Raw genomic sequence first — 18,656 nt, 5'->3', positions numbered from 1 at the left:
GCGCAGTCAGAGCCGTCTGCGCCAGTGTCTGCCGAAGGAACAGAGCCGATGTCCCACCCCGAAGCGACCGCACTGCCCCGCGTCCTCGCCGTGATCCCCGCCCGCGGCGGCTCCAAGGGCGTGCCCGCCAAGAACCTCGCCCCGGTCGGCGGCGTCCCGCTGGTCGCCCGCGCGGTCCGCGAGTGCGTCGCCTCCCGCCTGGTCACCGACGTGGTCGTCTCCACCGACGACCAGGCGATCGCCGCGGCCGCCCGGTCCGCCGGCGCCGAGGTCGTGCTGCGCCCCGCCGCCATCGCCGGCGACACCGCCACCTCCGAGGCCGCCGTCCTGCACGCCATGGACGCCCACGAGGCGCTGCACGGCGCCACGGTCGACGTGGTCCTCCTCGTGCAGTGCACCAGCCCGTTCATCGTCCGCGAGGACATCGACGGGGTGGCCGGCGCGATCGTCCAGAACGGCGCCGACACGGCCCTGACCGTGGCCCCCTTCCACGGCTTCGTCTGGCGCGACGAGGTGCACGCCCCGGTGCCGGTGCCGGCTGTGGGTGACGCCGACGAGGCCTCCGCCAGCGGCGGCTTCGGCGTCAACCACGACAAGTCGTTCCGCCCGCGCCGCCAGGACCGCCCCCAGGACTTCCTGGAGACCGGCGCCGCCTACGCGATGCGCGCCGACGGCTTCCGCGAGCACCAGCACCGCTTCTTCGGCCACACCGAGCTGGTGCGGACCGACCCCGCGCGCGTCCTGGAGATCGACGACCCGCACGAGCTGGCCCGCGCCCGCGCCCTGGCCCCGCTCTTCGACGCGGACCGCCCCGGCGCGCTCCCGACCGCCGACGACGTCGACGCGGTCGTACTGGACTTCGACGGCACCCAGACCGACGACCGGGTGCTGATCGACGCCGATGGAAAGGAGTTCGTCTCCGTGCACCGCGGCGACGGACTCGGCATCGCCGCCCTGCGCAAGAGCGGGCTGAAGATGCTGATCCTCTCCACGGAGCAGAACCCGGTCGTCGCCGCCCGGGCCCGGAAGCTACAGATTCCGGTCCTGCACGGCATCGACCGAAAGGACCTCGCCCTCAAGCAGTGGTGCGAGGAGCAGGGCATCGCTCCCGAGCGCGTGCTCTACGTCGGAAACGACGTCAATGACCTCCCGTGCTTCGCCGTCGCCGGCTGGCCCGTGGCGGTCGCGAGCGCCCACGACGTCGTACGCGGCGCCGCACGCGCGGTCACCACCCTCCCCGGCGGTGACGGCGCGATCCGAGAGATCGCCAGCTGGATCCTCGGCCCCTCTCTCGATTCCCTCCCGAAGTAAGGAAACCCCACAGTCATGAGCAACTCCCGTCTGCGCACGTTCGGTTCCCGTGAGGTCGGTCCCGGCCAGCCCGTCTACATCTGCGGCGAGATCGGCATCAACCACAACGGTGAGCTGGAGAACGCCTTCAAGCTGATCGACGTGGCCGCCGAGGCCGGCTGCGACGCCGTCAAGTTCCAGAAGCGCACCCCGGAGATCTGCACCCCGCGCGACCAGTGGGACATCGAGCGCGACACCCCCTGGGGCCGCATGACCTACATCGACTACCGCCACCGCGTGGAGTTCGGTGAGGACGAGTACCGCCAGATCGACGAGTACTGCAAGAGCAAGAACATCGCCTGGTTCGCCTCCCCGTGGGACACCGAGGCCGTCGCCTTCCTGGAGAAGTTCGACGTCCCCGCCCACAAGGTCGCCTCCGCGTCCCTCACGGACGACGAGCTCCTCAAGGCGCTGCGCGCCACCGGCCGCTCGGTCATCCTCTCCACCGGCATGTCCACCCCGAAGCAGATCCGCCACGCGGTCGAGGTCCTCGGCTCGGACAACATCCTGCTCTGCCACGCCACGTCGACGTACCCCGCGAAGGCCGAGGAGCTCAACCTCCGCGTGATCAACACGCTGGAGAAGGAGTACCCGAACGTCCCGATCGGCTACTCCGGCCACGAGACCGGCCTGCAGACCACCCTCGCCGCGGTCGCCCTCGGCGCCACCTTCGTCGAGCGCCACATCACCCTCGACCGCGCCATGTGGGGCTCCGACCAGGCCGCCTCCGTCGAGCCGCAGGGCCTGACCCGCCTGGTCCGCGACATCCGCACCATCTCGGCCTCCCTGGGCGACGGCGTCAAGAAGGTCTACGACTCCGAGCTCGGCCCGATGAAGAAGCTGCGCCGCGTCACCGGCGTCGTCGCCGAGGCGGAGATCGCCGCGGCCGCCGGCGAGCCGGTCCAGGTCTGACACCTCTGTTGTTACGACGACGGGACGGTCGTACGTCGATGAGCCCCCGCGCCGGGAACACCGGCCCCCACACACTCGCGTTCGTCGAGAGTCCGGTGCAGCTGCTGAACGTGCTGGAGTGGGCGCATGTCCACGCCCTGCGCGGGTCGGCGGACCCGATGCCGGCCGTACCCGGCCAGGTACGGCGCACGGCATCCGGCATATCAGCACCCGGCGCGGAACTCACGATCGTCGTCCTGTCCCCGACGGACCCCATGACCCGGGGCCAGCTGCGCCGCATGGCCGACCTGGCCCGGGACGAGGGATACCGGGTCCGCTGGGAGGAGGCACGGGGCGGCACCACCGCCCCCTTCCAGACGATCGGCGGCCTGGCGGGCTCGCTGCGCCGGGCCGACCGCATCGTGATGGGAGACCCGTTCTCCCGCTACGTACAACTGCTCCTGACCATCACCCGCGCCCGCGACCTGGTCGTGGTCGACGACGGCACGGCGACGATGGAGTTCGTCGCCCAGCTGGCGCGCGGCGAACGCCTGGTCCGCTGGCACCGCAAGGGCGGCCGCCCGGGCGCCAGGGACCTGCTGTTCGCCCCGGTCTCCTCCTCCGCCCGCCGCCGTCTGACGCCCAGCGCCCGCCGCCGGGTGGAGGTCTTCTCCTCCATGCCGATGACGGAGACGCCGGCGGGGGTGACGGTCACCGCGAACGACTTCGGCTGGACCCGCGCCCGCTTCGGCCCGCCGCGCATCACCAAGGGCGCCGACATGGTCGGTACCTCCCTGGTGGAGACGGGCGTCGTGGACGGCGACCGCTACCTGGAGGCCGTCCAGACCCTGGCCAAGACCCACGGCGCGACCCGCTACTTCGCCCACCGCCGCGAGAGCACGGAGAAACTCCACCGCCTGGCGGCCGAGACGGGCCTGGAGATAGTCCGCCCGGACCTCCCCCTGGAACTGATCGCCCGCCGCGGCCCCATCGGCCGCACGATCCTGAGCTTCCCGTCGACCGTCGTCCACACCCTGCCCCTGGCCCTGGCGGGCACGGGCGTCCGGGTGGCCGTCTGCGACATCGACCCGACCTGGCTGACGGAGACCGCGTCACCGCGGGCGCAGGGCTTCCTGTCGGGCGTCACGGGCACGGCGAAGGACGTCCACCGGCTGGCGGCGGTGGTCGGCCCGGCCTGAGCGGGGCAGGCGAAGTCCGCTGCGGTTCCGCAGCGCCCCAAAGGGGCGCGGGGCTGTATCCATATGCGGCTCCGCCGCGTGGGCGCGACCAGCCACGACGGCGCCGCAGACGGCACATCGCGGCACTTCCAGCGGAGCGCTTCGCTCAGAAGGGGTAGTGGGCGTGCTGGGTGGCGATGGTCACCCAGCGGGTGTTGGAGAACGCCTCGATGCCCCAGCGCCCGCCGAAGCGGCCGTAACCGGAGGCCTGTACGCCGCCGAACGGGGCCTGTGGCTCGTCGGCGACGGACTGGTCGTTGATGTGCACGATGCCGGTGCGGACACGCCGGGCCACGGCCAGTCCATGGGTGGCGTTCTCGGTGATGATGCCGCAGGTCAGACCCTGGTTCGTGGCGTTGGCGAGGGCCACGGCCGTGTCGTCGTCGGGGAAGCTCTCGATGACGCAGACCGGGCCGAAGACCTCCGCGTGATAGAGGTCCGCGGCCTCGGGTACGTCGGTGAGCACGGTCGCCGGGTGCAGCGCGCCCACCGGTTCCCCGCCGCCGGCCAGCACCGTGGCCCCCTTCGCCACCGCGTCCCCGACCAGCCTCGCCACCCGGTGCGCGGAACGCGCGCTGACCAGCGGGCCGACCACGGTTCCCGGATCGCCCGGGTCGCCCGCCCGCAGCGAGGCGGCCTTCGCGGTGAACCTGCGGGAGAACGCGTCCGCCAGTGACTCGTGGACCAGGATGCGGTCGCCGGACATGCAGATCTGCCCGGAGTTCATGAACACGCTGAACGCGACCGCGTCGACCGCGTAGTCCACGTCCGCGTCCGCCAGCACGATCACCGCGTTCTTGCCGCCCAGCTCCAGCACGGCGGGCTTGAGATGGCGGGCCGCGTGACCGCCGATGATCCGGCCCACCTCGGTGGAGCCGGTGAAGTTCACCGCCCGCACCCGCGGGTCGGCGATGAGCACCTCGGCGATCTCGGGCGCGTCCTCGCGGGCGTTGGTGACCACGTTGAGCACGCCGTCGGGCAGCCCGGCCGCCCGCAGCACGTCGGCCACCAGCAGTCCGCAGGCGATCGGCGCGTCCTCACTCGGTTTCACCACCACCGTGTTCCCGGCCGCCAGCGGCGCCGCCACCGCCCGGATGCCGAGGATGACCGGCGCGTTCCACGGCGCGAACGCGGCGACCACGCCCAGCGGTTCGCGCACCGCGAGGCCCAGCGCACCCTGCTCCTGGGCGCTCAGCACCTCCCCGCGCGGGGCGGTGACCGCGGCCGCCGCCTCACGCAGGATGTTCGCGCCGAGCGCGACGTTGAAGTAGGCCCAGGGGCGGGTGCCGCCGGCCTCGTCCGCCATCAGTCCGGCCACCTCCTCGGCCCGTGCGTCCAGCAGGTCGGCGGCCCTGAGGAAGATCGCCCGGCGGGCGAAGGGCGCGAGCGCCGCCCACTCGGCGAACGCCGCGTCGGCGGCGTCCACGGCCCGCCGTACGTCCTCCGGCCCGGCGGCGGCGACGGTCGCGTACACCTCGCCGGTGTACGGGTTGATGTCCTCCTCGGTACGGCCGGACGCGGCGGGCACGTCCTTGCCGCCGATGAACAGGTCACGGGCGATGGTCATGAGAGCTCCTTGGGGGCGAGGCGGGAGTCGGGTGCGAGCGGCCGGTCGGGACGCACGGCCACTTCCAGCAGGAGTGGTTCGGTGCGGTGCGCCAGGTCCGGCAGCAGGGCGTCGAGTTCGGCGAGCAGGGCGGGACCGTCGGTCACCCGGCGGGCCGGGCAGCCCAGTGAGCGGGCCAGTCCGCAGACGCTGATCTCCTCGAAGGCCGGCCAGGGCGGCTTGCCGCCGTGCCGGTCGGCGAGCTGGTCCATGACCGCGTAGCGGCCGTTGGCCAGTACGACGAAGAGTGCGCCGACGCCGTAGTGGGCCGCCGTCCACAGAGACTGGATCTGGTAGAGCGAGGATCCGTCGCCGACGACCGCGACCACCGGCCGCTCCGGAGCGGCCATGCGGACCCCGATCGCGGCGGGCAGCGCGAAGCCGAGCCCGCCCTGCGCCGCGCTGAGGAAGCCGAGCGGCTGCCGGGCCGGTACGAGCGCGTGCAGGTCGGGGCGGCTGGACGGGGTCTCCTCCACCAGGACGGTGTGCGGTGGCAGCCGTTCGGCGAGGGCGGCCAGGACCTGGGGGGCGCGCAGGTCCTCGCCCGCGCGCGGCGGGCGGGGCGCGGCCGGCCGGTCAAGGACCGGCGGCCGGGCCTCGGAGCGGGCCCGCACACCGGCGGCCAGCTCTCCGCAGAACGCCGGCAGCGGCGTGACGACGGCCAGGTCGACGGGCGCGCGCTGTGCCTCGGCCGGGTCGTCGGTCACGATCGCCAGCCGCGTCCCGGCGCCGGCCAGGGGTCCGTCCTCGTACAGGTTCTGGCGCAGCACCGGAGCGCCGACGGCCAGCACCAGGTCGTACGGGAAGAGCGTGGCGCGCAGCCGCCCGCGTTCGGCGGGCAGATGCCCGGCGAACAGCGGGTGGTCCTGCGGGAAGCCGGCGCGCGCCCCGAACGGCTCCTGCCACACCGGGCAGCGCAGCCGTTCGGCCAGCGCGGTGAGCGCCCGCCAGGTCGCCGCGTCGTCCGCGCCGGCTCCGACGACGAGCGCGGGACTGGCGGCCGCGTCCAGCAGGGCGGCCACCTCCCGGACCGTGCCGGCGTCGGCGCCGGTGGCCTGCCGCAGCGCGCTCGGGGCGGGCACCGGGAGGCCGTCCGCCGGCTGCGCCCAGTCGTCCATCGGCACCACCACCAGCGCCGGGCCCCGCCCGATGCGCGCCGCGTGGGCCGCCCGGCCGATCGCGCCGGGTACGTCCTGGGCGCGCGCCGGTGTCTCCACCCGTACCGGATAGTCACCGGCCAGTCCCGCCAGCCGCCCGGCGAGGAAGGGCTCCTGGGCGAGGTGGCGGCGGTCCTGCTGGCCGACCAGTACCACCAGCGGCGCCCGGTTCTCCCGGGCGGTGGCCAGGGCGCCGACGGCGTTGCCCAGTCCGGCCGTGGTGTGCAGCAGGACCAGGGCGGGCTCCTGGCGGGCGATGGCCCAGCCGGTGGCGGCGCCGACCACCGACCCCTCGTGCAGGGCCAGGACGAAGTGCAGGTCGTCCGGCAGGTCGGTGAGCAGCGCCACCTCGGTCGAACCCGGGTTGGCGAAGAGGGTGGTGAGGCCGTGCAGGCGCAGGACGTCGAAGGCGGCGTCTCGCACAGTTCGCATGGTGGGGGGTTCCTCTTTCGTGACGGGGTTTCGGGCGCCGGGACCGGGATCTCCGGCGCCGTGACACGGGTTTCCGGACGGGTCGGCCATCAGGTCGGCGTACCGCCGCCGCGGCGCGGGTCGCGTACCGGTATCAGCAGGCAGAACCCGGCGACGATGATCGCGGCGTCCAGCCACACCGCCGCCGTCCAGCCACCGGTCTGGTCGCGCAGCACCCCGCCGACGGCGGGCGACAGCACGGCGCCCGTCTCCCCGATGAGGTTCTGCATGCCGAAGGCCGAACCGCGCAGCCGCGGCGGGGCGAGCTCGGCGGTGAGGGCGTGTCCGATGGGCTGCAGCGCGTTGAAGAACAGGCTCGCGGTGAACAGCAGCACCCCCATGACCAGCAGCGACGGCTTGCCGGCGGCGGCGAGGTACCAGGCGAACACCACGGTGAGCACGGCCTGTATGCCGGTGAAGGACAGCAGCATGGGCTTGCGGCCCCAGCCGCGGCGTACCGCGAGATCCGAGAGCCAGCCGCCGGTCGGGAAGCCGAGGATGCCGGCGCCCGCGTTGAAACCCGCGGTCAGCGCGGCGTTGGCGAAGGAGGAGTGGGCGGCGCCCGCGACGATCGACACCGACCAGAAGCTCAAGAACCACAGGTTCCACAGCACCGCGATGTACGAGAGGTAGATCAGGAAGAGGCTGCGGTTCTTCAGGACCGGCCCGAGTTCCTCGCCCTTGCGGGCCAGGGCGAACAGCACCACGCCGACGGCGAGGACGACCTCCAGCACGGCGATCCACAGATCCGAAAGACCGGCCCGGGTGCCCAGCAGGTAGACGGCCATGATCAGGGCGAGGGAGACCGCGGAGTATCCGGCCAGGTGCAGCGTGGCGCGCCCCACCACGCGGGCGCTCAGGTCCCTGCGGAACCGCCAGGCGAGGGCGGCGGCCGCCAGCAGGGTGGCGGTGCCGAGGATGTAGAAGGTCATCCGCCAGGCGTCGACGTCGGGCAGCCACAGCTTGCCCAGGTCGATGAAGTCCGGCGTGAAGACGGTGGCGATGGTGATGCCGAGGGCCAGACCGGTGATGACCACGCCCAGGCCGAGGCTGCGCTGGCGTTCCGGGGTCGTCTCGGTGATGACCGTGCGGTCGTTGGAGTAGTAGGCGCCTTCCCCGAGGCCGGTGACGACGCGTACGACGATGAACGTCACGAGTCCGCCGATGAGCCCGGTGACCAGGGTGGCGATACCGGCCCAGACGAGGCTGACCACGATCAGGGTCCGGTGGCCGTACCGGTCGCCCAGGTAGCCGCCGGGGAACTGGGTGAGCATGTAGCCGGCGAAGAACAGGCCGCCGATCAGACCGCCCAGCGCGTAGGGGCGGTCGGCGTCGGCGAGGAAGCCGACGTTGTTGTCGATCATCCAGGTGACGACAGGTCCGGTGACGGAGCGGTCGGCCGCGCTCACCGTCCAGCCGAGCATCAGCAGCAGCCACAGGCTGTGCCAGGGCCTGATCCTCCGGCCGGGTGCGTCGACGGCTCGGTCCGGCTCGGCCGGCGCCACGGGGGGTGGGGTGTCTGCGGTTTCGGACTGCATGGCGGCTCTCCAGGGCGGGCGGGGACGGTCGGTGCCTTTCGTGGGCCTACCGTAGGAAGTACTCCCACCTTGCGGAACAATGCCGACTAGTATTTCTGCTATGCCGAAAAGCGACTCTGCGTCAGACACGTCCGCCCGGGACCCCTACGGCGCCGCCTCCGTGGCCAACGCCCTGCGCACGCTGCTGTTTCTGCGCGGGCGCGAGTCCGTGCGGCTCACGGACGTCAGCGATCACCTGGGCATCGCGCGTTCGACGGCACACCGCCTGCTGTCCACCCTGCGCACGCACGGCTTCGTGGAGCAGGAGCTAGGTGGAAAGCGGTACCGGCTCGGTCCCGCGCTGCTCGCGCTGGCGCGCGGCATGGTCGACGAACGGGCGCTGATCCGGGTCGCGCGCCCGCATCTGGAGGCGCTGCGCGAGGCCACCCAGGAGACGGCCAACCTGCTCGTCCTCGACGGGCCCGACGCCTTCTTCCTCGACGGGGCGGAAGGTCCGCGCACGCTGCGGGTCGCCGCGCGCACGGGTGACCATCTGGCGGCGTACGGTGCGGCCGGAGGCAAGGCGCTGCTCGCCGAACTGCCCCCCGAGACGGTACGGATGCGCTACCCGCAGGGCCTCAGCCGCCTCACCCCCCGCACTCTCCCCGACCTCGAAGCCCTCCTGGCCGACCTGGCCGTCAGCCGGGCCCGGGGATACGCCCTCAACTTCGACGAGAGCGTCGCCGAGGTGCATGCGATCGGCATGCCGGTCCGTGACCCGGCCGGAGTGTGCGTGGCCGCGGTCACCGTCTCGGCGCCGGGCACCCGGCTCGGGCACGCCGACATCGAGGGACTTCTTCCGCCGCTGCGCGCGGCCGCCGCCGGCATCGCCACCGACCTGGGGTGATGCCCGCGGCGCAGGCCGCCGGCGTCCTCACGCCACGGTGATCACGGCCTTGCCGCGGCCGTGGCCCTGTTCCACGTGCCGGACGCCCGCGGCCGTTTCGGCCAGCGGGTACGTCCGGTCGACCACCGGGGTGACCCGGCCGGCCTCGATGAGCGCGGTCACGGCGAGCAGGTCCTGGTGCACCGGCCCGTCCGGGACCGTGGGGACGAGCGGCCGCAGTCGCTGCCGGACGAACGGGTCGGTCGCGACGACCCGCAGCAGTGAGCCCATCGCCCCGAAGACGTGACCGGGCGAGCCGCCGCCGTTGGCCACCAGCGTTCCGCGCGGGGTGAGGGCCCGGCGGAGCCGGCCGAGCGGGCGGCCGCCCACGTTGTCGAGGATCAGGTCGTAGCGCTCGCCCCGGCCGGTGAAGTCCTCCCGCGTGTAATCGACGACGTGCGCCGCGCCCAGCGAGCGCACCAGTTCGGCGTTGCGCGCACTGCACACGCCGGTGACCTCGGCGCCGAGGTCCGCGGCGATCTGCACGGCGAAGGTGCCGATGCCACCGCCGGCCCCGTTGACCAGCACCCGCTGCCCGGCCCGCGCCCGGCCCACGGTGCGGATCCCGCGCAGCGCGGTCACCGCCGCCATCGGCACGGCCGCGGCTTCCTCGAAGGTGAGCCCGGCGGGTTTCGGCACCAGCAGGCCGGGGGTGGTGCACGCGAACTCGGCGAAGGCACCCGGGCAGAAGCCCAGCACCTCGTCGCCGGGCCGCACTCCGTCCACACCGGCACCGACCGCCACCACCTCCCCGGCTGCGTCGATCCCGGCCACCAGGGACTTCGGCCGGGTCAGCCCCACGCCCCCCAGCAGCCGGGCGACGTACGGGTCGCCGCGCAGCAGATGCCAGTCGTACGGGTTGACGGCCGCTGCCCGCACCCGCACCAGCACCTGTCCCGGACCGGCCTGCGGCGCCTCGATCTCCGCCGGCCGCAGCACCTCCGGCGGCCCGAACCGCTCCTGCACGATCGCCTTCATCGGGATCTCCCCCCTGTGGTGTACGGCGTACACCCCCTTGAGGGCAAGGTAGGTGTACGCCGTACACCCGTCAAGGGACGGGGATCGGGATCGGGTGCGGGTTCAACGGGATCGGGTGCGGGTCCGAAAGGCGTTCAGGAAGCGTTCCGGAGCAGCCGCTCAAGGCCGTCGAGCGTCAGGTCCAGGGCGAACTCGAACTCGAACTGGTCGTCGCAGCCGGAGCCGACGACCGACTCCGGGTCGTGGGCGACCGCCATGGCCAGTTCGGCGAGGTGCGGGAAGCGCGCGGCCATCTCCTCGGCCGGCAGCGCATCCGTGTCCGGGGCCCGCCCGGGCCTGTCCTCGAACAGCTCCTGCGAGAAGCCAAGCAGCCGGCTGCCCATCACATGCAGGGCGTGATGGACCAGGCCGATCGGGAACCCGCCGCCCCGGAAGATCCCGACCATCGAGTCCAGGTACTCCAGCAGGGCCGGGGTCGGGGTGGCCCGCGCCTTCATCCGGGCCTCGATGACCTCGGGCGCCCACGGGTGGCGCAGCAGCATCCGGCGGGCCGACAGCACGCGGCGACGGACGGCCGACTTCCAGTCGGTGCCCTCGGCCGGCGGATCGATCTCCCCGACGAGGACGTCGATCATGCCGTCCAGCAGCTCGTTCTTGCTGGTCACGTGCTTGTACAGCGCCATGGGGACGACACCGAGCGCCTGCGCGATCCTGCGCATGCTGAGCGCGTCCACGCCCCCTTCGTCGGCGAGGGCGACGGCCGCGCCCAGCACCCTTGTCCGGCTCAGCGGCACCCGCGGCTGCGCGACGGCACCAGCCTGCGTGGCCATCTCGACCAACCCCTCTCACCGGCCCTCCGGTGAATCTACAGGGCCTGCCGAACGCTTCGGCCCGATCAGTGCCAGGCAGGCATGACCGCGGCCGGGTAGCGGGAACCGGCCGCTCCCCGCGGCAGGATCTCCTGGATCCGGGCGAGGTCCCCGGGCGTGAGGGTGACGTCCGCCGCGGCCACGTTCTCCTCCAGCCGCCGCGGGCTGCGGGTGCCCGGGATCGGCACGATGTCGTCGCCCTGCGCGAGCAGCCAGGCCAGCGCCAGCTGGGTGACGGTGCTGCCCTTGGTCTCCGCGAGAGCGGTCAGCTCCTGGACCGCGGCGACGTTCTTCTCGTAGTTGCCGGGCCGCCAGCGCTCGTCCAGGGTGTGCCGCATGTCGTCGGCGTCGTACTCCGCGGCCGGCTTGACGGCGCCGGTGAGGAAGCCGCGCCCGAGCGGGGAGTACGGCACGAAACCGATGCCCAGTTCCCGGACCACGGGCAGCACCTCGGCCTCCACGGCCCGTTCGAACACCGAGTACTCGGTCTGGAGCACCGAGACGGGGTGGACGGCATGGGCGCGGCGGATGGTCTCGGGCCCGGCCTCGCTCAGCCCGAAGTAGCGGACCTTGCCTTCGGCGATCAGCTCGCCGACCGTGCCCGCCACGTCCTCGATGGGGACGTCCGGGTCCACGCGGTGCTGGTACAGCACGTCGATACGGTCCGTGCCCAGGTGCCGCAGGCTGCTCTCGGTCACCTCCCGGATGTGCTCGGGACGGCTGTCCAGCGCGTGTCCGATCCGGGTGGGGTCGGAGAGGTCGAAGCCGAACTTGGTGGCGATCAGGATCTCGTCGCGGAAGCCCTTCACCGCGCGCCCCAGCAACTGCTCGTTGCTGCCGGTACCGAGGCCGTACAGCTCGGCCGTGTCGAAGAGGGTGACCCCGAGCTCGTGGGCCCGGTGGAGGGTGGCGATGCTGCTCCGCTCGTCCGGGGTGCCGTACGCCATCGTCATGCCCATGGTGCCGAGACCGATCGCCCCGGCTGTGAGGCCCTGGGTGCCGAGGGTGCGCCGGGGAAGGTGTGTGGTGTGCTCTGCCATGCCGTCGACGCTAGGCAGGCGACGCCCGGGAAACATGGGCCACTGCTCGCATAGAATTGCCTGATCCTCTCAGGAGCGGAGTGCGCTGTGCTGGACCGACTCGTCGAGGCCATCGACCGGCACTGTGTGGCGTCGGGCACGGACACCGCGGTTCCCCGGCTCTCCCTGGCCGCGGTCGACGAGCCCGTCGAGCCCGCCCATCTCCTCTACGAACCGGCGATCTGCTTCGTCGCCGACGGCACGAAACGCACCACTGCGGGCGAGCTGGTCCGGGTCGCCCGCCCCGGCGAGATGCTGCTCACCACCATCGACCTGCCCGTCACCGCCGACCTGGAGCAGGTGCCGTACCGGTCCGCGTCCCTGCGTCTGGACGGCGAGGCGTTCGCAGAACTGCTGGTGGAGCTGGACGAGACGGGCCCGTCCGCCCCGGCGGCCGGCTCCGCGCACGTCACCGCGCCGATGTCCCCCGAACTCGCCGACGCGGTCACCCGCTGGGTCGAGCTCCTCGACACCCCCGACGACATCCGCCCCCTCGCCGCCCGCGTCGAGAGCGAGATCCTCTACCGGCTGCTGCGCAGCTCCCTCGGCCCCGTCCTGCGCCAGTGGTCGCTGGCCGACTCCACCACGACCCGGGTGCGCGAGGTGGCCCGGTGGATCCGCGCCCGGTACGCGGAGCCGCTCAGCATCGACGAGATCGCCGCGGCGGCGCACATGAGTGCCGCGAGCCTGCACCGGCACTTCAAGGCGGCCACCGGCATGAGCCCGCTCAGGTACCAGAAGCACCTGCGCCTCCAGGAGGCCCGGCGCCGCCTGGCCGCCGGCGACGCCACAGCGGCCCAGATCGCCCAGGCCGTCGGCTATGTCAGCCCCACCCAGTTCAACCGCGAGTACCGCACCGCCTACGGCCTCCCGCCCGTCCAGGACGCGGCCCGCCTGCGCGCCGGACTCGCCCGGACCGGCCCCGCGCCGACGCGACTGTGACCGCGCTCACGCCACTCGTCGTCACATCTCCCTCCCGGGGTCCGTCAGTGCAGTGACAGCGACACCGAAGCGCTCACTGAGGAGACGGCGATGGAAGCACGTTCGATCACGGCAGAGGTTCCGACGGCCCCGCGGATGTCCGACGATCCCGCACAGCTCGTCCCCGAGTTGGCGGACGTGTCGGCGGCGCTGTTCCGGGCCGCCGGCAACGGCTCGGTACCGCGCCCGACGATCGGCCTGGTCCAGCTGCGGGCCGGTCAGATCGTCGGCAGCACGTACCTGACGGTCCTGCACACGGGGTTCCTGCGGAAGGCGGGGGAGTCGGAGGAACGGATCACGTCGGTGGCGTCGTGGCAGGACTCGCCGTACTTCACGGTCGCGGAACGGGCGGCGCTGGCCCTGACGGAGGCGGTGCTCCAGCCCCCGGCGGACGGCGAGCGGGTCCCCGACGAGCTGTACGCACAGGCGGCCGAGGTGTACGAGCCGAAAGCCCTCGCCACGCTGATGTTCGTGATCGGCCAGGTCAACTTCTTCATCCCGATCGCCCTGATCGCCAAGCCGGTACCGGGGCGGGCGTTCAACGCGCCGTGGAGGTGACGACCTCGCCTCCCGGGCGGCGCAGGGCGGAGCATGTGCGTTTCCGGCCCATGGCTCGGGCTGACCGTATTGGGCATACTGTCGGCTGATCGTTTGATCGCCGTGTGGTCGCCGTCCCGGGGCCGGCCGGAAAGCGGTGGTCTCCGGAAGCGCGCGGAGTGGGGGATTGTCGTGGGGCTGATGGACCGCATCCGCGGTGAGTTCATCGACATCATCGAGTGGACCGACGACGGCCGGGACACCATCGTGTGGCGCTTTCCGCGCTACGGCAACGAGATCAAGATGGGTGCCCGGCTGGTGGTGCGCGAGTCGCAGGTGGCCGTCTTCGTCAACGAGGGCCGGCTGGCCGATGTCTACCAGCCCGGCACGTACACCCTCTCGACCCAGAACATGCCGGTCCTGTCCACCCTGAAGGGCTGGAAGCACGGCTTCGAGTCGCCGTTCAAGGCCGAGGTCTACTTCGTCACCACCCGGCAGTTCACCGACTTCAAGTGGGGCACCCAGAACCCGGTGATCCTGCGGGACGCCGAGTTCGGCATGGTCCGGGTCCGTGCCTTCGGCACCTTCGCCGCCCAGGTGGTGGACGCCGCCGCGCTGCTGCGCGAACTCGTCGGCACCGACCCGCAGTTCCGCACCGAGGAGGTCGGCGAGCACCTGCGGCAGCTGATCGTCTCCAAGCTGGGCTCGGCCTTGGGCGCGGCCGGCGTGCCGCTCCTTGACCTCGCCGCCCGGCAGGACGGCATCGGGCAGCAGCTGGCCAAGGCGCTGACCCTGGAGCTGTCCGCCACCGGCATCGCCATCCCCCGGTTCTACATCGAGAACATCAGCGTCCCGCCGGAGGTCGAGGCGGCGATCGACACCCGCTCCCGGATGGCGATCACCGGCAACCTGGACGACTACGCCAAGCTGCAGGCGGCCGACGCGATCCCGCTCGCCGCCGCCAACCCCGGCACCGGCGGTGACGCGGTGGGGCTGGGCGTGGGCATGGCGCTGGGCCAGCGGATCGTGCAGAGCACGTCCGGAGCGGCGGCCGCCCCGGCAGCGCAGGCCCCGGCGCAGCCCGCTCCCGCTCCCGCCCCCTCCGACGTGCCGCCGCCGCTGCCCACCGCTCCGCGCTGGTTCATCGCGGTCGGCGGACAGCAGCAGGGCCCGTACGACGAGAGCGCGCTGGCCGGGCAGGTGGCGGCCGGCAACCTGACCCGCACCACGCTGGTCTGGCGCAGCGGGCAGGCCGCCTGGCAGCCCGCGGACCAGGTCCCGGAGCTGGCCCCGCTGCTCGCCGACGTCCCGCCGCCGCTGCCCCCGCAGGGCTGAGATCGGAGAAGTGAGTTGACGGATCAGGACGTCGTGCCGGCGCCCGACCGGGCGTTCCAGTGCGAGGCGTGCGGCGGGGTCAGCGAGTACGCGCCCGGGACGTACGCGCTGCGCTGCCCGTACTGCAAGCACGAGCAGGACATCACGCCGGTACCGCGGCAGGTGACCGAGCACCCGATCGAGGAGCTGGCCGCGCTGCCCCGCCGGACGGCCGCGCCGGACCGGGTGAAGGTGTACACCTGCCCCGGCTGCCACGCGGTCACCGAGAGCGACACGCTCAGCGACAAGTGCCAGTTCTGCGCCACTCCGCTGGTCTCGGACGCCTCCGGCACCGAGCGGGTGGTGCCCGAGGCCGTACTGCCCTTCGGCGTGGGCCGCGAGCAGGCCCGCGAGGCGCTGGCGAAGTGGACCAAGTCCCGCTGGTTCGCGCCCGACGTGCTGAAGAAGGTCACCGAGGCGGAGACCTTCCGGGGCAGCTACCTGCCGCACTGGACGTACGACGCGCAGACCACCACCCAGTACACCGGCGAGCGCGGCGAGCACTACTGGGTCGAGGAGGAGGACTCCGAGGGCAACAAGCGGCAGGTGCGGCACACCCGCTGGCACCACACGTCCGGGACGGTCGGCCGGTTCTTCGACGACGTGCTGGTGCCCGGCAGCGGTCAGGTCCCGGTGAAGCAACTGGACAAGCTGACCCCCTGGCCGCTGGAGGAGACGGTTCCCTACCAGGAGGAGTACCTGGCGGGCTTCCGCACCGTCCGGTACGACGTCGAGCCGGAGGCCGGCCTGGAGGCGGCGAAGGCGCGGATGGCACCGGTGATCCGCGCCGACTGCAAGCGGGACATCGGCGGCGACGAGCAGCGGGTGCACTCGGTCTCCACCTTCTACAGCGACCTCACCTACAAGCTGGTGCTGCTGCCGGTCTGGTTCCTGACCTATGTCCACGCCGGCAAGGCGTGGCCGGTGATGGTCAACGCCCGTACCGGCGAGGTCATCGGCGAACGGCCGTACAGCGCGCTGAAGATCACCCTGGCGTCGGTGGCCGCCGCGCTGCTGATCGCCCTGGTGGTGCTGCTCGTGGTGATGCTGCGCAACTAGGGCGCCGATGAGTTTCGGTGTGCCGGACGGTCCGAGTCGGCACACCTGACAAAGGGAGAACCCGATGGGCAAGACGCGCTTGCATCCGATGACTCACATCGCCCGTCGCATGTTCGAGCTCCTGGAGCCGATCTGCCTGGTCACCTACATGGCCGACGAGTGCAACGAGGAGCTGGCCGCACTCGGCCACCGCACCTACTGGGACGGCTACTTCGCCAGCCGCGCCGCACCACTGGGACGGGTGCCGGCCCAGGTCGTGCACGCAGCCTTCTACAACTTCGCCGACGGGGAAGCCGCACGGCACATCCCCAGCGCCTGGGAGACAATCCCGCCCGAGGCCTCCGTCGCCGCGCGGGAGCGGGGCAGCGCGGCCTCCCTACGGCGCATCCTCGGCGACGAGCTGGCCGACTCCCCGGGCCTGGTGCGCGCCGCAGACCTGACCACCAAGGCCGCGACGAGCGCCCCCACCGAAGGCCGGGTGATGTACGCGGGCATGCGCACCCTTGAGGTGCCCAGCGACCCCGTCGCCCGGCTGTGGCATTCCGCGACCATGCTGCGCGAGCACCGCGGCGACGGGCACATCGCTGCTCTCGTCGGCGCGCGCATCGGCGGCACGGAGGCCCACGTGCTCTCCGCTCTGGAACAGGGCATCCACCCACCGGAGTCGTTCGGACGCATCCATCACCTGCCGAAAGAGCGCCTGGCCGCGGTCATGGACGGCATGCGCGAACGCGGACTCGTCGACACCGACGGCCACTTCACCGACGCCGGCCGCGCGACCAGACAACGCATCGAAACCCTCACCGACGAACTCGCCACTCCGCCCTACGAGGCACTGTCCCCCGCCGAACTCGACGAACTGATCACCGAGCTCGAACCCATCACCGCGACCCTGGCGGCCACAGGCTCGCAGTGACACGCAGACATTGCCACAGATCTTCGTGATCAGAGAAGGCACAGGACACCGACGACCCTACGGAGGACACGGGTTTCCACACCCGCCCGTCCTGCGTGGGTGATCAGCGCAGAATCGTCGGATGGATGACTACCGGGATCCGCCGTCGTTCGAGGTCGACCGCGCGCTGACCCAGCTCACCCGCTCCCGGGCGCTCGACGGTGTGCGCGGCGTCGCGCTCGGCCAGTTCACAGGCTTCGAGCGCGACGCCGACGATCCGACGCTGGGCGGATGGGGCATCCACGATGTCCTACGCGACCGACTGGCCGCACTCGGTGTTCCAGTTCTGGGCGGGCTTCCCGCCGGGCACGGCAAGAACCCCCCGACGATCCCCCTTAGTACCCAGGCGACGATCGACGCAGCCACGGGAACACTGACCGTCCTCTCGGCCGTCGTCTAGGGGCTGCGTGTTGTGAAGGTGCTGGTCACAGCCACTCGTTGAGGACTTGCGGCCAGCACGGTCGCCTCGTAGCGGACGGCGAGCTTGTCATATCTCGTGGCCACGACCCGGTTACCCGACCAATGGCGAGGCATCGCCACCCGCCACGAGAAGACAGCCACCATCCAGCGATGATCCAATCGAAACCGCCCAGGGGTGCGGTACGACCTTGAGGGCTTCGACGAAGGGGGCGAAGGACGCGGGCGGGAAGGTGAGGGTGCCGGCGGAGGGGTCCTTGGAGTCGCGGATGGATATGCGGGTGGGGGAGTTCGCTGTCTCCACGCAGGAGTCGCCGTCGCCGAAGCTTGAGTAGGACGACTTCTGCCAACGGTCGGGGTCGGGCATCACAGTTCCTTCGCCACGCGGTTGATCAAGTCTCGTGACTTGTCGGGGTTGAGCGACGCGGCTTCCAGCTTACGGAGAAGTGTTCGAAGGGCGGTGAGTTGGCCGTCGGAGTCGATGTAGGCGGCGCCGTTCGGCCCGTCCCGCACGACGGTGTCCAGCTTGGATACGGCGCCGCCCGCGTACAGCATGGCGCTCGCGGCGCCCGCGAACCCCTCCTCGGCAAAGGGGATGACCCGCACGGTCACGTTCTCCGCCTCGGAGGCTTCTAGTACCTCGCTCAGCTGGGATCGCGAGGCTGCGCGGTCGCCGACCATGATGCGCAGTGCCGCCTCATGGATGATGGCGTCGAACGGTGCGCCGTCGAGGACCGCCCTGCGGCGCAGCCGGTGCTGCACACGCAACTCCAGCTCCTTCGGCGGTAGTTCCGGGACGCGGTAGGCGTACACGGCGCGGGCGTAGTCCTCCGTCTGGAGCAGGCCGGGGATGTACAGGAACTGTGCCTCTCGCAGGAACGTGGCGTGGTGTTCCAGTTCGGCGAGATCGAGGAAGGGTGCCGGCAGCAGGTCCCGGTACTCCTCCCACCAGCCCCGTGTGCGGTCCTTCGTCATGGCCGCCAGAGCTTCGATCAACTCGTCGTCCGTGCAGGAGTAGTTGGCGGCGAGAAGCCGAAGCCGTCTCTCGCTCACTCCGGCGAGGCCGGACTCGATCTGGCTGATCTGCGGTGCGTTCACCCCGAGCAGTGCGGCGGCCTCCCGCGAGGTAAGGCCCGCCGCGTCCCGCAACCGGCGCAGTTCGACCGCCAGGCGTAGCTGGCGTGCCGTTGGCTCGATCCTCTTCGCCACCGCCTGGGCCTCCCAACACGCC

The 18,656-nt window shown here is 72.0% G+C and carries 18 protein-coding genes; 10 read left to right on the top strand and 8 right to left on the bottom strand.

Features of this window, described 5'->3' with window-relative positions; all coding sequences use genetic code 11:
• The first annotated feature begins 48 nt into the window (after positions 1–48).
• Genes SSP29_RS05160 through SSP29_RS05150 form a run of 3 tightly spaced genes read left to right on the top strand, consistent with a single transcriptional unit; the run spans position 49 to position 3,440 of the window.
• Entirely contained in the window at positions 49–1,311 is a 1,263-nt protein-coding gene (locus SSP29_RS05160) for an acylneuraminate cytidylyltransferase (RefSeq protein ID WP_089099242.1), read from the top strand.
• 15 nt (positions 1,312–1,326) lie between these two features.
• A complete protein-coding gene (locus SSP29_RS05155) occupies positions 1,327–2,262 on the top strand; it encodes an N-acetylneuraminate synthase family protein (protein WP_089099241.1) in 936 nt (311 codons plus the stop codon).
• A gap of 38 nt (positions 2,263–2,300) precedes the next feature.
• A complete protein-coding gene (locus SSP29_RS05150; RefSeq protein WP_089099240.1) occupies positions 2,301–3,440 on the top strand; it encodes a hypothetical protein in 1,140 nt (379 codons plus the stop codon).
• Between the two features lie 145 nt (positions 3,441–3,585).
• Here the strand turns inward: SSP29_RS05150 and SSP29_RS05145 are convergent, their stop codons facing one another.
• The 3 genes from SSP29_RS05145 to SSP29_RS05135 all read right to left on the bottom strand — a co-directional run bounded on the left by SSP29_RS05145 (position 3,586) and on the right by SSP29_RS05135 (position 8,251).
• Positions 3,586–5,046 carry an aldehyde dehydrogenase family protein gene (locus SSP29_RS05145; protein WP_089099239.1) on the bottom strand — a complete coding sequence of 487 codons (1,461 nt, stop codon included), beginning with the start codon at positions 5,044–5,046 and terminating at the stop codon, positions 3,586–3,588.
• On the bottom strand, positions 5,043–6,674 hold the full coding sequence (locus tag SSP29_RS05140; protein WP_089099238.1) for a thiamine pyrophosphate-dependent enzyme: 1,632 nt from the start codon (positions 6,672–6,674) through the stop codon (positions 5,043–5,045). The genes SSP29_RS05145 and SSP29_RS05140 overlap by 4 nt, the downstream gene beginning before the upstream one ends.
• A gap of 89 nt (positions 6,675–6,763) precedes the next feature.
• The gene (locus SSP29_RS05135) at positions 6,764–8,251 is read right to left on the bottom strand and encodes an MFS transporter (protein ID WP_089099237.1); all 1,488 of its coding nucleotides are present in this window, start codon (positions 8,249–8,251) and stop codon (positions 6,764–6,766) included.
• 100 nt (positions 8,252–8,351) lie between these two features.
• On the opposite strand from SSP29_RS05135, the gene SSP29_RS05130 reads away from it, so the two are divergent.
• On the top strand, positions 8,352–9,137 hold the full coding sequence (locus SSP29_RS05130) for an IclR family transcriptional regulator (RefSeq protein ID WP_089099236.1): 786 nt from the start codon (positions 8,352–8,354) through the stop codon (positions 9,135–9,137).
• 27 nt (positions 9,138–9,164) lie between these two features.
• Here the strand turns inward: SSP29_RS05130 and SSP29_RS05125 are convergent, their stop codons facing one another.
• The 3 genes from SSP29_RS05125 to SSP29_RS05115 all read right to left on the bottom strand — a co-directional run bounded on the left by SSP29_RS05125 (position 9,165) and on the right by SSP29_RS05115 (position 12,063).
• Positions 9,165–10,154 carry an NAD(P)-dependent alcohol dehydrogenase gene (locus tag SSP29_RS05125; protein ID WP_089099235.1) on the bottom strand — a complete coding sequence of 330 codons (990 nt, stop codon included), beginning with the start codon at positions 10,152–10,154 and terminating at the stop codon, positions 9,165–9,167.
• A gap of 134 nt (positions 10,155–10,288) precedes the next feature.
• Positions 10,289–10,984 carry a TetR/AcrR family transcriptional regulator C-terminal domain-containing protein gene (locus SSP29_RS05120; protein WP_089099815.1) on the bottom strand — a complete coding sequence of 232 codons (696 nt, stop codon included), beginning with the start codon at positions 10,982–10,984 and terminating at the stop codon, positions 10,289–10,291.
• Between the two features lie 65 nt (positions 10,985–11,049).
• Positions 11,050–12,063 carry an aldo/keto reductase gene (locus tag SSP29_RS05115; RefSeq protein ID WP_089099234.1) on the bottom strand — a complete coding sequence of 338 codons (1,014 nt, stop codon included), beginning with the start codon at positions 12,061–12,063 and terminating at the stop codon, positions 11,050–11,052.
• Positions 12,064–12,150: 87 nt separating this feature from the next.
• On the opposite strand from SSP29_RS05115, the gene SSP29_RS05110 reads away from it, so the two are divergent.
• The 6 genes from SSP29_RS05110 to SSP29_RS05085 all read left to right on the top strand — a co-directional run bounded on the left by SSP29_RS05110 (position 12,151) and on the right by SSP29_RS05085 (position 17,408).
• Entirely contained in the window at positions 12,151–13,044 is an 894-nt protein-coding gene (locus SSP29_RS05110) for an AraC family transcriptional regulator (protein WP_089099233.1), read from the top strand.
• 90 nt (positions 13,045–13,134) lie between these two features.
• Positions 13,135–13,641 (top strand): carboxymuconolactone decarboxylase family protein, encoded by a 507-nt coding sequence (locus SSP29_RS05105; RefSeq protein ID WP_089099232.1) that lies wholly within the window; start codon positions 13,135–13,137, stop codon positions 13,639–13,641.
• Positions 13,642–13,821: 180 nt separating this feature from the next.
• Positions 13,822–14,955: an SPFH domain-containing protein gene (locus SSP29_RS05100; RefSeq protein ID WP_245883014.1), complete on the top strand. Its 1,134-nt coding sequence runs from the start codon at positions 13,822–13,824 to the stop codon at positions 14,953–14,955.
• A gap of 15 nt (positions 14,956–14,970) precedes the next feature.
• On the top strand, positions 14,971–16,053 hold the full coding sequence (locus tag SSP29_RS05095; RefSeq protein WP_089099230.1) for a TFIIB-type zinc ribbon-containing protein: 1,083 nt from the start codon (positions 14,971–14,973) through the stop codon (positions 16,051–16,053).
• Positions 16,054–16,117: 64 nt separating this feature from the next.
• Positions 16,118–16,969, top strand: a complete 852-nt coding sequence (locus SSP29_RS05090) for an SCO6745 family protein (RefSeq protein WP_150133574.1) — start codon at positions 16,118–16,120, stop codon at positions 16,967–16,969.
• A gap of 121 nt (positions 16,970–17,090) precedes the next feature.
• Positions 17,091–17,408, top strand: a complete 318-nt coding sequence (locus tag SSP29_RS05085; RefSeq protein WP_089099229.1) for a hypothetical protein — start codon at positions 17,091–17,093, stop codon at positions 17,406–17,408.
• A gap of 111 nt (positions 17,409–17,519) precedes the next feature.
• Here the strand turns inward: SSP29_RS05085 and SSP29_RS05080 are convergent, their stop codons facing one another.
• Positions 17,520–17,792 carry a DUF397 domain-containing protein gene (locus tag SSP29_RS05080; protein ID WP_089099228.1) on the bottom strand — a complete coding sequence of 91 codons (273 nt, stop codon included), beginning with the start codon at positions 17,790–17,792 and terminating at the stop codon, positions 17,520–17,522.
• A complete protein-coding gene (locus tag SSP29_RS05075) occupies positions 17,792–18,634 on the bottom strand; it encodes a helix-turn-helix domain-containing protein (protein WP_089099227.1) in 843 nt (280 codons plus the stop codon). Before SSP29_RS05075 ends, SSP29_RS05080 begins: the two co-directional genes overlap by 1 nt.
• Positions 18,635–18,656: the final 22 nt, after the last annotated feature.

Source organism: Streptomyces hyaluromycini (genome assembly GCF_002217755.1).
Lineage (GTDB): Bacteria > Actinomycetota > Actinomycetes > Streptomycetales > Streptomycetaceae > Streptomyces > Streptomyces hyaluromycini.
The sequence above is the reverse complement of the archived record's forward strand: the minus strand, read 5'-3'. Positions and strand labels throughout refer to the sequence as shown.